Annotated in this window: 12 protein-coding genes, 1 pseudogene and 2 riboswitches; of the genes and pseudogenes, 5 read left to right on the top strand and 8 right to left on the bottom strand. The window is 67.0% G+C overall.

Annotated features, from left to right (window positions below; translation table 11 throughout):
- The first annotated feature begins 53 nt into the window (after positions 1–53).
- The 3 genes from NLI89_RS16935 (at position 54) to NLI89_RS16925 (ending at position 2,981) form a co-directional block, all read left to right on the top strand.
- On the top strand, positions 54–1,853 hold the full coding sequence (locus NLI89_RS16935) for a lytic transglycosylase domain-containing protein (protein WP_254688108.1): 1,800 nt from the start codon (positions 54–56) through the stop codon (positions 1,851–1,853).
- Between the two features lie 5 nt (positions 1,854–1,858).
- Positions 1,859–2,386 (top strand): molybdenum cofactor biosynthesis protein B, encoded by a 528-nt coding sequence (moaB, locus tag NLI89_RS16930; RefSeq protein WP_254688107.1) that lies wholly within the window; start codon positions 1,859–1,861, stop codon positions 2,384–2,386.
- Positions 2,387–2,732: 346 nt separating this feature from the next.
- Positions 2,733–2,981: a hypothetical protein gene (locus tag NLI89_RS16925; RefSeq protein WP_254688106.1), complete on the top strand. Its 249-nt coding sequence runs from the start codon at positions 2,733–2,735 to the stop codon at positions 2,979–2,981.
- Between the two features lie 80 nt (positions 2,982–3,061).
- Here the strand turns inward: NLI89_RS16925 and NLI89_RS16920 are convergent, their stop codons facing one another.
- The gene (locus NLI89_RS16920) at positions 3,062–3,259 is read right to left on the bottom strand and encodes a hypothetical protein (RefSeq protein ID WP_082445022.1); all 198 of its coding nucleotides are present in this window, start codon (positions 3,257–3,259) and stop codon (positions 3,062–3,064) included.
- Positions 3,260–3,433: 174 nt separating this feature from the next.
- On the opposite strand from NLI89_RS16920, the gene NLI89_RS16915 reads away from it, so the two are divergent.
- Entirely contained in the window at positions 3,434–4,504 is a 1,071-nt protein-coding gene (locus tag NLI89_RS16915) for a PA0069 family radical SAM protein (protein ID WP_254688105.1), read from the top strand.
- Between the two features lie 391 nt (positions 4,505–4,895).
- Here NLI89_RS16915 and NLI89_RS16910 read toward each other — a convergent pair whose 3' ends face one another.
- Positions 4,896–6,431, bottom strand: a complete 1,536-nt coding sequence (locus NLI89_RS16910; RefSeq protein WP_254688104.1) for an aminoacyl--tRNA ligase-related protein — start codon at positions 6,429–6,431, stop codon at positions 4,896–4,898.
- A 289-nt stretch (positions 6,432–6,720) separates the two neighbouring features.
- Between NLI89_RS16910 and NLI89_RS16905 the strand changes: the two genes are divergently transcribed.
- Positions 6,721–7,617 (top strand): DMT family transporter, encoded by an 897-nt coding sequence (locus NLI89_RS16905; protein ID WP_254688103.1) that lies wholly within the window; start codon positions 6,721–6,723, stop codon positions 7,615–7,617.
- Positions 7,618–7,772: 155 nt separating this feature from the next.
- Here NLI89_RS16905 and NLI89_RS16900 read toward each other — a convergent pair whose 3' ends face one another.
- The 6 genes and pseudogenes from NLI89_RS16900 to NLI89_RS16875 form a co-directional block, all read right to left on the bottom strand.
- The gene (locus NLI89_RS16900) at positions 7,773–8,285 is read right to left on the bottom strand and encodes a CcdC protein domain-containing protein (protein ID WP_254688102.1); all 513 of its coding nucleotides are present in this window, start codon (positions 8,283–8,285) and stop codon (positions 7,773–7,775) included.
- Between the two features lie 225 nt (positions 8,286–8,510).
- Positions 8,511–10,190, bottom strand: coding sequence for an aminomethyl-transferring glycine dehydrogenase subunit GcvPB (gcvPB, locus tag NLI89_RS16895; RefSeq protein WP_254688101.1), 1,680 nt, complete (start codon positions 10,188–10,190; stop codon positions 8,511–8,513).
- Complete coding sequence (gene gcvPA / locus NLI89_RS16890; protein WP_254688100.1) at positions 10,187–11,545, bottom strand: aminomethyl-transferring glycine dehydrogenase subunit GcvPA; 1,359 nt, start codon at positions 11,543–11,545, stop codon at positions 10,187–10,189. Before gcvPA ends, gcvPB begins: the two co-directional genes overlap by 4 nt.
- 136 nt (positions 11,546–11,681) lie before the next feature.
- Positions 11,682–12,053, bottom strand: a complete 372-nt coding sequence (gcvH, locus tag NLI89_RS16885; RefSeq protein ID WP_254688099.1) for a glycine cleavage system protein GcvH — start codon at positions 12,051–12,053, stop codon at positions 11,682–11,684.
- A 1-nt stretch (position 12,054) separates the two neighbouring features.
- Complete coding sequence (gcvT, locus tag NLI89_RS16880; protein ID WP_254688098.1) at positions 12,055–13,287, bottom strand: glycine cleavage system aminomethyltransferase GcvT; 1,233 nt, start codon at positions 13,285–13,287, stop codon at positions 12,055–12,057.
- Positions 13,288–13,334: 47 nt separating this feature from the next.
- Positions 13,335–13,443: riboswitch (glycine riboswitch) on the bottom strand.
- A riboswitch (glycine riboswitch) is annotated at positions 13,444–13,561 on the bottom strand.
- A gap of 145 nt (positions 13,562–13,706) precedes the next feature.
- Positions 13,707–14,155: pseudogene (locus tag NLI89_RS16875) on the bottom strand (TonB-dependent receptor); the annotation flags it as partial.

The following is a 14,155-nucleotide window of genomic DNA, read 5'->3' as shown; positions in this document are numbered from 1 at the left end:
CTGTTTCCTGGGCGGCCATCGCTCTGGGGCTAAGCGCCCTCCCCCTTCCGGCCATGGCGGCGACCGGTGCGGGCGAGCCGGCTGGCGATACGCGGCTCGGTTCGACGCAGCTGGTCGGTGCCCCGACGCTGGAGCAGATCCCGGACCAGCTCGATGCGGGCCAGCGCGAGGCGTACAAGACGGTGTTCGCGGCGATCCGCGACGGCAAGTGGACCGACGCGCAGATCCAGCTCGACACGATGAAGCCCGGCCCGCTGCACGCGATCGCGCGCGCCGAGATGTATACGGCGAAGGGCTCGCCCAGGATCGAGATGGAGCCGCTCGTCGCGCTGCTCAACGAAGCGCCCGAACTGCCCGAGGCCGAACAGATCTCGCGGCTGGCCAAGATGCGCGGGGCGGTCGACCTGCCCCCCCTGCCCGCCGCGCAGCGACTGATCTGGCAGGACGGCGCGCCGCGTCGCGTGCGGGCCAAGAGCCTGCAGGGCGACCTGATCGCCGCCGATCTCGCGCTGAAGATGCAGCCCTACGTCAAGGCGGACATGGGCCGCGAGGCGCAGTCGCTGCTCGAGAGCACGCCCGGGCTCACCCCCGAGGCGCTGACCGAATGGCAGCAGAAGATCGCGTGGATCTATTTCCTCCAGGGCGACGATGCGAACGCGCGCGTGATGGCGGCGAAGGCGCAGGACGGCGTCGGCGACTGGGCGGTCCAGGGCCGCTGGGTCGGCGCGCTGTCGGCGTGGCGTCAGAATGATTGTGCGAATGCCGAATCCGGGTTCGAGGGTGTCGCGGCGCGGGCCGGCGACGTCGATCTTCGCGCGGCGGCTTTGTACTGGGCGTCGCGCGCCGACATGGTGTGCTCGCGCCCCGACAAGATCGAGGGCCGGTTGAAGGCGGCGGCGCAGTTCGGCGAGAGCTTCTACGGCCAGCTCGCGCGCCAGCAACTGGCGATGAAGGACAAGGGAACGTCGGTCGGCGGGCTCGTGGCCAGCGACTGGAAGGTCGTCGGCAAGCGTCCGAACGTCCGTGTCGCAGCGGCACTGGTCGAGGTCGGCGAGACCGACCTGGCCGATACGGTGATCCGCCAGCAGGCGAAGATCGGCGATCCGCGCGAGTTCGCCAACCTGGTCCGCGTGGCGGAAGCGTTGAGCCTGCCGGCGACGACCGTGTGGCTCGCACATAATTGCCCGCAGGGTGTGACGTCGACCGCGGAGGCGCGCTATCCGACGCCGAACTGGACGCCGGACAGCGGCTGGCACATCGACAAGGCGCTGGTCTACGCGCACACGCTTGAAGAGTCCCGGTTCCGCAACACCGTGAAGAGCCCGGCCGGCGCGTATGGCCTGATGCAGATCATGCCCGCCGCCGCGACCGACTTCGCGCGCGAGCGTGGTACGTCGATCGACATGAAGGCGCTGACCAAGCCGTCGACCAACATGGATATCGGCCAGCGCCATCTGGAGCGGTTGCGCGACATGGCGGGCGTCACCGGCGGGCTGCTGCCGAAGGTGATCGCTGCCTATAATGCCGGGCCGCGTCCGGTCGGCGACTGGAACGCGATCGTCCGCGATAATGGCGATCCGCTGCTGTATATCGAGAGCATTCCGTATTGGGAGACGCGTGGCTATGTGACCACCGTGCTGCGCAATTACTGGATGTACGAGGCGCAGGGCGGCAAGAAGGCGTCGGTCAGCCGCAATGCACTGGCGCAGGGCATGTGGCCGCGCTTCCCCGGCCTGCCGGGTGCGACCGCGGTGCGGATGAACGCCCGGCCGAATGCACGGGCAAGCGCGAGCACGGTTGCGGTGAACGCCAGCGTCGGGCCGCAGTCCTCGACCATCACGCGCGCGGATTGAGTTTCATGCCGATCGACGAGAGCCGGATTTTCCTGCCGGTGCGGATTGCCGTGCTGACGGTGTCGGACACGCGTGGGCTGGCGGAGGATCGCTCGGGCGACACGCTCGTCGCGCGGCTGACCGAGGCTGGCCACGTGCTCGCCGATCGCCGGATCGAGAAGGACGATGTCGAGACGATCGTCTCGCGGCTGCATGCGTGGATCGGCGATCCGGCGGTCGACTGCATCATCACCACCGGCGGCACCGGCGTGACGGGGCGCGATGTTACGCCCGAGGCGGTCGAGCAGGTCGCCGAGAAGATGATCCCGGGCTTCGGCGAGCTCTTCCGCATGCTGAGCTACCAGACGATCGGGACGTCGACGGTGCAGTCGCGTGCGTGTGCGTGCGTGTCGAAGGGTACGTATATCTTCGCGCTGCCGGGCTCGACCGGGGCGGTGAAGGATGGCTGGGATGGGATCCTGCGCGACCAGCTCGACAGCCGCCATCGTCCCTGCAATTTCGTCGAGCTCATGCCGCGGTTGCTGGAGCGCTGAGGCTTTTCCGCGAGGTGAGTTGGCTTCGCCTGCTTTCTAGGTCGCGTGCCCTCACCCTTCCCACGGCCAAGTGGCCGCGGGCCCCTTCCCTCTCCCCGATGGGAGAGGGAGAGACGTTACACGCAGCGTGACGATGGCTCACACTACTTCTCTGCGGTTTTCGCCAGATTGTGGCGTGTCTTGCGATCCCGGATTCGCATGTCCAGCTTAGCCATTCGGCGAAAAATCCTGCCTGTTCGAACATGTTAGTCGCTGTGTAGCACTGTATTACTTAACTGGCACGCCAGGTGCATTGGTCGAGATGCCGCCCCACCGGGCGCCTCATACCAACATAAGGATGCCTGCCATGACCCCGATCTTTCTGAAGAGCCTCGTTGCCGTCGCTGCCCTTGCGATCAGCGTTCCGGCCTTCGCTGCTCCTTCGACTTCGACGCAAACGACGGTCCTGAAGTACGATGCCAAGACGCAGAAATATTGCACGGTCGAGCTGGCGATGACCGGCTCGCGGATCGATCGGACGATCTGCAAGACGTCCGCCGAATGGTCCGCTGCCGGACTGAACATGCCAAAGGCGGTGATGCTGGCGCAGAAGTGAGGCTGCACGGTTCGGTCGGACGAGCGCGCTTGTCTCGACCGGACCGCCGCCGCGTCAGGCCGCCGTGTCAGGCCGCCGCGTCAGGCCAGCGCGGACCCGCCGCGCGCCGCGTGGATCAGGTCGACGAGCTGCTTGTTGATCGACGCACCGTGAAGATGGAGGTGGACCGCGTCATACCCCTCACGCCGCAACCGCTGGCGCAGCGCGTTGACCGACTCGCACTCGCCCGAGCGTGCCAGTTCGAAAGCCCGTTCCACCGTGGTGATCTGTCCCGTCATCGCTTCGCCCTACGCGCAATCGCCGCACGCGGCGAGCGCTCATTCGTACCACCGGCAAGTCGCTAGAAACTCACCATTATTTCTCTAATGTAGATCAAGATCCTGCCGGGACAACCGCGCGGCGCGGGGAATTATGTTCTATATTTGTTCTGGCATCGCGCGTATCGTCTGCCGATGAAGACCACTCGACCAGTTCGCGGGGCGACGCGCAACGACGAGAGCCGGCGGTTCAACCTGCCGCAGACCGAGGCCGACGGCGACTGGCTCGACATGCGCGAGGGGATCGACGGCATCGCGCCGAAGCTGCGGACGACGGTGACCGTCGAGACGCCGCGGACGATCATCAGCCGCAACGCGTCGCCCGACGTGCCGTTCGATCGCTCGATCAATCCATACCGGGGCTGCGAGCATGGCTGCATCTATTGTTTCGCGCGGCCGAGCCATGCGTTTCACGACCTGTCACCGGGGCTCGATTTCGAGAGCAAGCTGTTCGCGAAGCCTTCCGCCGCGGCGCTGCTGCGCGCCGAACTGTCGAAGCCGGGCTATGCGGTCGCGCCGATGGCGCTCGGGACGAACACCGATCCGTACCAGCCGATCGAGAGCGACTGGCGGATCACGCGCGGCATCATCGAGGTGCTGCACGAGACGGATCATCCGCTGACGATCACCACCAAGTCGGACCGGGTGGTGCGAGATCTCGACCTGCTGGCGCCGATGGCGGCGAAGGGGCTGGCTGCGGTGGCGATGTCGATCACGTCCTTGGATCCCAAGGTGGCGTCGACGGTCGAACCGCGCGCGCCGCATCCCGAGCGGCGGCTGGCGGCGGTGCGGAGGCTCGCCGATGCGGGGGTGCCGGTGTATGTTTCGATCGCGCCGGTGATCCCGGCGATCACCGATCACGAGATCGAGCATCTGATCGCGCGCGCGGCGGAGGCCGGGGCGACGCGGGCTTTCTTTATCCCGGTCAGGTTGCCGCATGAGGTGGCGCCGCTGTTCCGGGCCTGGCTCGACGAGCATTTTCCGGATCGCGCGGGCAAGGTGATGGCGACGATCGCGTCGCTGCGCGGGGGTAGGGATAACGATCCGAACTTCTTCACGCGGATGCAGGGGCAAGGGCCCTGGGCGGAATTGCTGGGGACTCGGTTCCGGATTGCGTGCGCGAAGCACGGGTTGAACCGGGAGCGGGTTGCTCTGCGGAGCGACCTGTTCCGGGTGCCGAGGGGGCCTCAGGGGGAGTTGTTTTGAGGGGGGGCTTGGCGGATGGTGCCGCGGATTACTCAACCGGCGATCCCTGCCCCTATACGAGCCAGACCTGCCCTTCTGCTCCCCTCCCTGGAAGGGAGGGGTTGGGGGTGGGTCGGCTTCCGCCCATCCGAACCGTCGTGGCTCAAATGGGCCGACCCACCCCCGGCCCCTCCCTTTCAGGGAGGGGTGCAAGTGCTGGCGTAGGGCTTGGTGCAATTCCGGACACCCTCCCACGGACTGCGGCCACTCGTCAGACCAAACTTAGGCGCGTCGTCATCATGCAGCATCCTCGGGCTGCCAGAGTTCGATCGGGATGCCTTCCGGATCCTGAATGCGGGCGAAGCGGCCGAAACCGGGCATGTCCGACGCCGGCCACAGCCGATCGGCGCGCCTAGTAGGCGCGGCCGATCAGGATGCGTTCCACCGCGGGTTCGCCGGTGAAGATGCACGCGCCGTCGTCGCAGCCGGTCTGCCCCATCGGCGCGTTGCGGATGGTGAGCTTTAGCGCCTTCAGCCGCTCCACGACCTTGTCGAGCGCGGCGCCGGTCGGCTTCGACCAGCGGACATCGACCCAGCCGGGGTTCTTCACGCCGTCCGCGAAATGCGCTTCGAGCGCGGCGAAGTCTGCGGCGGGGACGATGTTGCCCTTAACGCGGTTCATCGATTCGACGTGGAGCGTCGCCTGCACGTCGTGCAGCATCCCCGACACCTCGCCGACGAACCCGTCGCGCGGCGTGGCGACGCTGTCGAGCTTGCCATCCTCGCGGTAGAGGCGATCGCGGCGGATCACCGTGACGTTGCCGCCGGCCACGTCGCGGCCGCCGACCTCGATCACGATCGGCGCGCCCTTCTTGACCCAGCCCCAGCGCTTGGTCGCGGCCTTGGCGGGCTTGAGGTCGAGCAGCGCGCGGACCGGCTCGCCGAGCGCGGACTGCTTCGCCAATTCCGCCTGAAGCGACTTGCAATAGTCGACGATCGCCGCGTCCTCGGGCACGTCGCGCAGCATCGGCACGATCACGACCTGCCACGGGGCGATCATCGGCGGCACGCGCAGGCCGTCGTCGTCGCCGTGGACCATGATTACCGCGCCGATCATCCGCGTCGACACGCCCCAGCTGGTGGTGTTGCACAGCTCGAACTCGCCGCCCGCATTCTGGAAGCGGATGTTCTGCGCCGAGGCGAAATTGGTGCCAAGGAAGTGCGAGGTGCCCGCCTGGAGCGCCTTGCCGTCCTGCATCATCGCCTCGATCGAATAGGTCGCGACGGCGCCGGGGAAGCGCTCGTTCTCGGGCTTCTCGCCAGCGATGACGTGGACGCCAAGGCATTCCTCCGCGAAATCGCGATAGACTTCGAGCATCTTCAGCGTCTCGTCGCGCGCTTCGTCAGCGGTGGCGTGCGCGGTGTGGCCTTCCTGCCAGAGGAACTCGCTGGTGCGCAGGAACATGCGCGTGCGCATTTCCCAGCGGACGACGTTGGCCCATTGGTTGATCAGCACGGGCAGGTCGCGCCACGACTGGACCCAGCGCGCGAACGCCGCGCCGATCACCATTTCGGAGGTCGGGCGGACGACGAGCGGTTCTTCGAGCTTGGCCTCGGGATCGGGGATCAGGCGGCCATAGCCGTCGGCCTTGAGGCGGTGGTGCGTGACCACGGCCATTTCCTTGGCGAACCCGTCGACGTGCTCGGCCTCCTTCTCGAAATACGAGAGCGGGATGAAGAGCGGGAAATAGCAGTTCTCGTGGCCGGTCGCCTTGATCCGGTCGTCGAGCAGGCGCTGGATACGCTCCCAGATGCCATAGCCCCAGGGGCGGATGACCATGCAGCCGCGGACGCCGGATTCCTCGGCGAGGTCGGCCTCGGAGATGACGGCCTGGTACCAGGCGGAGAAATCCGCCTCGCGGGTGACGGGGAGTGCGCGCTTTATCATGGGGTGCGGATAGCGGGTGCGCGGGGGTTCGTCACGTGTGAGTTGCGGGTGTGTCGTGTTCGCGGTGGCGCGCCGGTTTGACGATCAGCGGCTCCCCAGCCTACCGATACACTCCCCTCGATCCGCCGCGCTCCACGCCCGTCATCCCAGCGAAAGCTGGGATCTTTCGCGGCCAGGACGGAACGTTCCCCAACCAGATCCCAGCTTTCGCTGGGATGACGGCCTTTAAGCTGGACGACCGTCGAGGTGCAGAGGGTGACGCGGGGGAGCGCGTTGGCTACTAGGCCCTATGCCAACCGACCGCATCCTTCCCGCCATCGGCATGCGGTTGCTCTCCGTCGTGATCTTCGCGCTGATGAATACCGCGATCAAGCTGGCCGAGCGGCACGGTGCGAGCGTGGCGGAGATCCTGTTCTTCCGGCAGTTCGGCGCGTGTCTTCTCGTGTCGGGCGTGATCCTCGCCGGACCAGGTCTGCCTTCGATCGCCACCAAGCGGTTGCCGGCGCATGTCGTGCGCGCGATCGTCGGGCTGTCGGCGATGGCGTTCACGTTCAACGGGATTGTCGCGTTGCCGCTCGCCGAGGCGACGACGATCGGGTTCACCGTGCCGATCTTCGCGACGATCCTGGGGGCGCTGGTGTTGCGCGAGCCGACCGGGTGGCACCGCTGGGGTGCCGTCGCAGCCGGGTTCGCGGGTGTGCTGATCGTCGCACAGCCCGGGAGCGGCGATCACTTTCCGTTATGGGGCGCGGGGTGTGCGCTGGCGGGGGCGTTCGGAACGGCCAGCGTGTCGATCCTGTTGCGGCAGATCGGCAAGACCGAGAGTGCGCTGACCACGGTGTTCTGGTTCTCGGCGTTGTCGCTGATCCCGCTGTCGGTGTTCTATGCGCAGGCGGCGCAAGCGCACGATCTGGTGGCCTGGGTGTGTCTGGCGAGCGTCGGGATCTTCGGTGGGCTGGCGCAGATCGCGATGACGACGTCGTTGCGGCTCGGTCCGGTGTCGGTGGTGGTGCCGATGGATTATTCCAGCCTGCTGTGGGCGACCTTGCTGGGCTGGCTGGTGTTCGACACGTTGCCGGCGGAGGCGACCTGGCTCGGGGCGCCGGTGATCGTGGCGAGCGGGCTGTATATCGTCTGGCGCGAGCATGTCCGGCGGCGGGAAGAGACTGCGCAAGCGATTGCGTGATGCGAACTCTCGATCCTCCCCCGCCAGGGGGAGGTGTCGCCGAAGGTGACGGAGGGGGAGGATACGGAACGGAGGTTGCCCTTTCCTCCCCCTTCCGTCTGGCAAGGGCCAGCCACCTCCCCCTTGCGGGGGAGGATCAGCACGTAGCGTGCGCGCTACCTGAGCCGTGCCGTCTCCAGCATCCGCTTCGCGCGCAGGTACATCTCGATGCGCTGGGTGGTGAACAAGCCGAGCGCCAAGGCAACCAGCATGTCGGTGATCGCGACGGCATCGAGGTGCAGCGCGTGGCCGTCTCCGACGACGGCGCGCGCGCCGGTGCGGACGGCGACGATCGCGACCAGGAACAGGACCGCGGCGGGCGACGACGTCGTGTTGAGCGCGTGGGTGTCGGGGTGAATCGTGATCCGCATCATCTTGCCGCGCTGCCAGCCGAGCGCGGCGCCCATCACGAGGGCGAACGCGCAGAACAGCCAGGCGAGGCCGTGTGGCGGGTACATCACGAACATGTAGAGCGCGGCTGCGGCGTAGAGGGCGGGGAATATCCAGAGGCGTTCGAGTTTCAGCGGCTTCACCACGCTCATGCGACGCCAGCGGACCGCGAAGACGATGCCGATGATGACGGCCGTGACCGCGTAGCTGATCCAGCCTTGTGCGTCTTGCGCCTGCATTGCGTCCCCCACGCTATCCGACCGTGGTGTAGTATGGCAGCAATACAGCCTACGTAAAGGGGGGCGGCATATTTGAACTGCCACCCCGGCGGAGGCCGGGGCCCAATTGGAAAGGTGGCAATAACGACATGCCGCCATCCGTTAGCAGCGTTACCCAATTGGACCCCGGCCTTCGCCGGGGCGGTATCCTTCTTCAGGTGTAAGCGTCACACCACATCTGTTCCCCTACTCCGCGGCTTGCGCCAGCGGAGCCGGGTCCTTCCAGACTAGCACCGGCTTCCGTGCCGCGAGCGTCTCGTCGAGGCGGGCGCGGGGGGCAAAATGGGGGGCGGTCTTTAGGCTTGGGTCGCCGGCTTTTGCGCGTTCCGCGACCGAGCGGAGGGCCGCGATGAACTGGTCGAGGGCGGCCTTCGATTCGGTCTCGGTCGGCTCGACCAACATCGCGCCGTGCACGACGAGCGGGAAATACATCGTCATCGGGTGGAAGCCCTCGTCGATCAGGCCCTTCGCGATGTCGATCGTCGAGAACCCCGCGGCGAGCCCCGAATCCGAGAACAACGCCTCGTGCATGCACGGACCCGAGGGGCCGAACGGTGCGTCGAGCGTGTCGTCGAGGCTGCGCAGGATGTAGTTCGCGTTGAGCACCGCGTCCTCGGACACCTGGCGCAGGCCGTCCGCGCCGTGGCTGAGGATGTAGGTGAGCGCGCGCGTGAACATGCCCATCTGGCCGTGGAACGCGACCATGCGGCCGAAGCTGCCGGCGTGGTGTTCGCCTGCGGTTTCCTCCTCGACGAGGACGAACTGGCCGTCCCGGTTCTCGACGAACGGGAGCGGTGCGTACGGGGTCAAAGCCTCCGAGAACACGACCGGACCCGAACCAGGGCCGCCGCCGCCATGCGGGGTGGAGAAGGTCTTGTGCAGGTTGATGTGCATCGCGTCGATGCCGAGATCGCCCGGCCGGACGCGACCGACGATCGCGTTGAAGTTCGCGCCGTCGCAATAGACGAAGCCGCCCGCCGCGTGCACCGCGTCGGAAATCTCGCGCATGTCGCGCTCGAACAGGCCACAGGTGTTGGGGTTGGTGATCATCACGCCGGCGACGTCCGGGCCGAGCCGGGCCTTCAGCGCGGCGGTGTCGACGCGGCCTTCGGCGGTGGCGGGAATGTCCTCGACGCTATAGCCGGCGAACGCGGCGGTGGCGGGGTTGGTGCCGTGCGCGCTCTCGGGGACGAGGATGATCTTTCGCGCGCCTTCGCCCTTGGCTTCGAGTGCGGCGCGGATCGCGAGGATGCCGCAGAGTTCGCCGTGTGCGCCCGCCTTGGGGCTCATCGCGACCGAGGTCATGCCGGTGAGCGTGACGAGCCAGTGCGCGAGCTGGTGGATGACTTCCAATGCGCCCTGCACGGTGTCGACCGGCTGGAGCGGGTGGACGTCGGAGAAGCCGGGGAGACGCGCCATCTTCTCGTTGAGGCGCGGGTTGTGCTTCATCGTGCAACTGCCGAGCGGGAAGAAGCCCAGGTCGATGCCGTAGTTCTGGCGCGAGAGGCGGGTGTAGTGGCGGACGGTTTCGGGCTCGGAGAGACCGGGGAGGCCGATCGGCGCGGTGCGCGACAAGCCGGCTAACCGATCCTCCCCGGCACGGGGAGGGGGACCAGCGCAGCTGGTGGAGGGGGGCTTGCCAAGCACGGCTCGCTCGCGGACAGCCCCCTCCACCATCCTGCGGATGGTCCCCCTCCCCGTGCCGGGGAGGAATTCGAAATCTACGCCGGTGGTGTGGGTGTCGCCGATCTCGAAGATCAGGGCTTCTTCCAGCATCAGGGCCTTGTTGCCGGTTACCGATGCGGGCACGCCGCCCGTATTCGCCTCAGGCGCGGTCGGGCGCCAGCCGCTCTGGTTGATGCTCATGCCAGTATCTCCTGGAGTGCGGACGCAAGCGTTTCGACATCCTCCGCGGTGGTCGTTTCCGTCACCGCGACGACGAGGCCGTTCGCGAGGGCATCCTCCCCGGGGTAAAGACGGCCGAGCGACACGCCGGCAAGGATACCGCGGTCGGCGAGCGTGCGGACGACGGGGCGGGCTTCGGTCGGGAGCTTCAACGTGAACTCGTTGAAAAAGCTGTCGTTGACCAGCTCTACGCCGGGGATCTGCGAGAGGCGTTGGGCCGCCGAGACCGCGCCGGCGTGATTCACTTCCGCCAGTTGGCGCAGACCAGCTTCACCCAGCAACGTCATGTGGATCGAGAACGCCAGCGCGCAGAGGCCGGAGTTGGTGCAAATGTTCGACGTCGCCTTCTCGCGGCGAATATGCTGCTCGCGGGTCGACAGCGTGAGGACGAAACCGCGGCGGCCGTCCGCGTCGACGGTCTCGCCGCAGAGGCGGCCGGGCATCTGGCGGACGTATTTGTCCTTGCAGCCGAACAGGCCCACATACGGTCCGCCGAACTGGAGGCCGACGCCGAGCGACTGGCCTTCGCCGACGACGATGTCTGCGTCCATCTCGCCGGGCGAGGTGATTGCGCCGAGCGCGACCGGCTCGGTGACGACGGCGATCAGCAGCGCCTTCTTCGCATGGCACGCGTCTGCGAGGGGACGTAGATCGGCGATGCGACCGAGGATATCGGGGTATTGGACGACCACGCACGACGTATCGTCGTCGATCTTCGCGATCAGCTGGTCGAGGTCCATGTCGGCGACCAGTTCGGGCGCGGTCGTGTCGAGCACGTCGCCGGTGAACTTGGCCATCGTGTTCGCGACCGAGACGTAATGCGGGTGGAGGCCCGACGACAGGATCGCCTTGCCCCGCTTGGTGATCCGCCTGGCCATCACGATCGCTTCCCAGCACGCGGTCGAGCCGTCGTACATCGAGGCGTTGGCGACATCGGTACCGAGCAGCCGCGCGACCTGGGTCTGGAACTCGAACAGCATCTGCAGCGTGCCCTGCGCTATTTCCGGCTGGTACGGCGTGTAGGCGGTGAGGAACTCGCCGCGCTGGATCAGGTGATCGACCGACGCGGGGACGTGATGCTTGTACGCGCCGCAGCCGAGGAAGAACGGCGCTTCGCCGGCGGTCAGGTTTTTCTTGGCGAGCGCCGACATGTGGCGTTCGACCGCCATTTCGGAGGCGTGCATCGGGAGTTCGCGGACCGGGCCGTCGAGGCGGGCGGCTTCGGGGACGTCGACGAAGAGGTCGTCGATGGTCGCGGCGCCGATGACGGCGAGCATCGCCTCGCGGTCGGGCTGGGTCATGGGAAGGTAGCGCATGATGCTGGACCTCTCCCCTCCCTGGAAGGGAGGGGTTGGGGGTGGGTAGGCTGCTTGGGGTTCGTGTCGTCAGCCAACCGGCCGACCCACCCCCGGCCCCTCCCTTCCAGGGAGGGGTGCAGTTAATTTCGTTAGCTCACAGCCCTTCGACGAAGGTCGCGTAGGCGGCTTCGTCCATCAGGCTGTCGAGTTCGCTCGGGTCGCTGAGCGTCAGCTTGAAGAACCAGCCGGCGGCTTCGGCGTCCGAGTTCACCAGGCTGGAATCCTCGGTCAAAGCCGCGTTGCCCTCGATCACGGTGCCCGAGACGGGGGAGTAGACGTCGGACGCGGCCTTGACCGACTCGACGACCGCGGCTTCGTCGCCCTTGCTCAGCGTCTTGCCGGCTTCGGGGACGTCGACGAACACCACGTCGCCGAGCTGGCTCTGCGCGTATTCCGAAATGCCGACCGTGCCGACGTCGCCGTCGACATCGACCCATTCATGATCTTGGGTGAAGAAACGGCTCATATCACTTGGCTCCTGCGCGGACGTAGCGGTGGGGAATGAAGGGCATCGCGGTGACGGTGGCGGTGTGGACCTTGCCGCGTTGCGCGATTTCGATGCGGGTGCCGGGCGCGGCGAGCGCGAGCGGCACATAGGCCATCGCGATCGGCTTCCCGAGCGTCGGTGCGAAGCCGCCGCTGGTGAGCCGGCCGATCGTCGCGCCGGTATCGTCGATCACTTCGGCACCTTCGCGGGCGGGCTGGCGGCCCTCGACGATCAGGCCGACGCGCTTGGTGGCGGGGCCGTGCTCGCGCTCGGTGAGGATGCGCTCGGCGCCGGGAAAATCGGCGGCTTCGCGGCGACGCTTCGACAGCGCGAAGCCGAGGTCTGCCATAACCGGCGTGATCTCGGGATCGAGGTCGTGGCCGTAGAGCGGCAGGCCCGCTTCGAGGCGCAACGAGTCACGTGCGCCGAGGCCGATCGGCTTGATCTCGGGGAGCGCGAGCAGCGCGTCGGCGAACGCGACGGCGTGTTCGGCAGGGAGCGAAATCTCGACGCCGTCCTCGCCGGTGTAACCCGAGCGGCTGATCCAGAGCGGCACGTCGTTCCAATGGAACGCACCGGCAGTCATGAACACGAGGCCGTCGATACCGGGGACGATCCGCGCGACCGCTTCGACCGCCTTGGGGCCCTGCACTGCGAGAAGCGCCTGGTCTTCGAGGATGTTGATCGTGACGTCGTCCGGCAGGTGCTCGATCAGATAGCTGACGTCGTCATACTTGGTCGCGCCGTTGACGACGACGTAGAAGCTGCCGCTCGCAGTAGGCGACGGGTGGAGCGGGTCGTACGCTTCTGGCTCGACGTCCTGCGCCGAGAACGGCGACGGCTGGTCGTCGGGGAGGCGCGTGGCCATCAGGTCGTCGAGGATGCCGCCGTCCTGCGCGAGCAGCAGCGAATAGCGCATCTTGCCTTCGCCCAAGCCCGCGATGTCGCCCGGCAGGACGGTTTCGAGCGCGTGCGCGACGCCTTCGCCGGAGAAGACAAGCTGGCCCATGTGGCTGACGTCGAACAGGCCGGCCGAGTCGCGCGTCCAGGCGTGCTCTCCCATGATGCCTTCATACTGGATCGGCATCTCGTAGCCGGCGAACTCGACCATCCGCGCGCCGTGCGCCCGATGCCATGCGTCGAGCGGCAAGGGCAGGATCTCCGGCTCGACGTAATCGTCGGCCTGATCGATGATGCTGGCGTAATCGCTCATGCTCGTCTCCGTCGAAGGGGCGCGCGGCACCCGGTGGTGCTGCGATCCGAACCCCCTCTGTCACGGGACCTGAGAGCTTTCGCGCCGGACTTGTCCAGCGCTTACCCCTTCGGTGGCCCTCGGCGCGAACGCCAGGACGCTTTCCAGAGTGTCGATCAGCCTCGCGCGGTCTCTGGTGCCTGAGAGATTCCGGGGTGGTTGCTCCTTCGGCGGTTCCGTGCCCAGTCAAGGGCCAGCCCTGAAAGGACCGGAAACGCTCTCCCGCGCGGTGCCATGCCGGTTGCCCGACATCGACGCCGCGAGTTGTGACGCGGCGCACAATCATAGTCAATCGAGCGTTGCTGGCGCAGGAAAGAAATCAGCAAAGGGCCGGCCCGCACCGAAGTGCGGACCGGCCTTCCCTCACACGTCCCGAAAGATCAGAAGCGGGTGCGGAGCGTCAGGCCGTAGGTGCGTGGTTCGGCCAGATACGAGGTGAAGATCTGGTTGGCCGTCGTGCCGAACGCCTGGGTCTGGGCCTGGCTGCCCGCCCCCTGGAACGGCGCGTTGAACGCGACCTGCTGGTAGTTCGTGTCGAGCAGGTTCTGCGCCCAGACTTCCAGCGCCCACTTCTGCTCCGGCCCGCGGAGACCGACGCGGGCGTTCATCAGGAAGAAGCCGTCCTGCGCCTTTTCGGGGAACAGGTCGGAGCCGGTGTTATAGTCGCTGGTCATGCGGCCATCGACGTAGAACAGCGCGGTCATGCCCGACGAGCCGATATCCGGCGTCCATGCGGTCGACGCGGTCACGGTGTGCTTCGGCGCATTAGACAGGTTGCTGCCCGACAGCAGGAACAAGGCCGGATCGAGTGGCTGGCCGTCCTCGCTGC

This window comes from Sphingomonas faeni (assembly GCF_024273235.1).
GTDB classification, from domain to species: Bacteria; Pseudomonadota; Alphaproteobacteria; order Sphingomonadales; family Sphingomonadaceae; genus Sphingomonas; species Sphingomonas faeni_A.
This window is presented reverse-complemented; position numbering and strand designations above follow the sequence as displayed.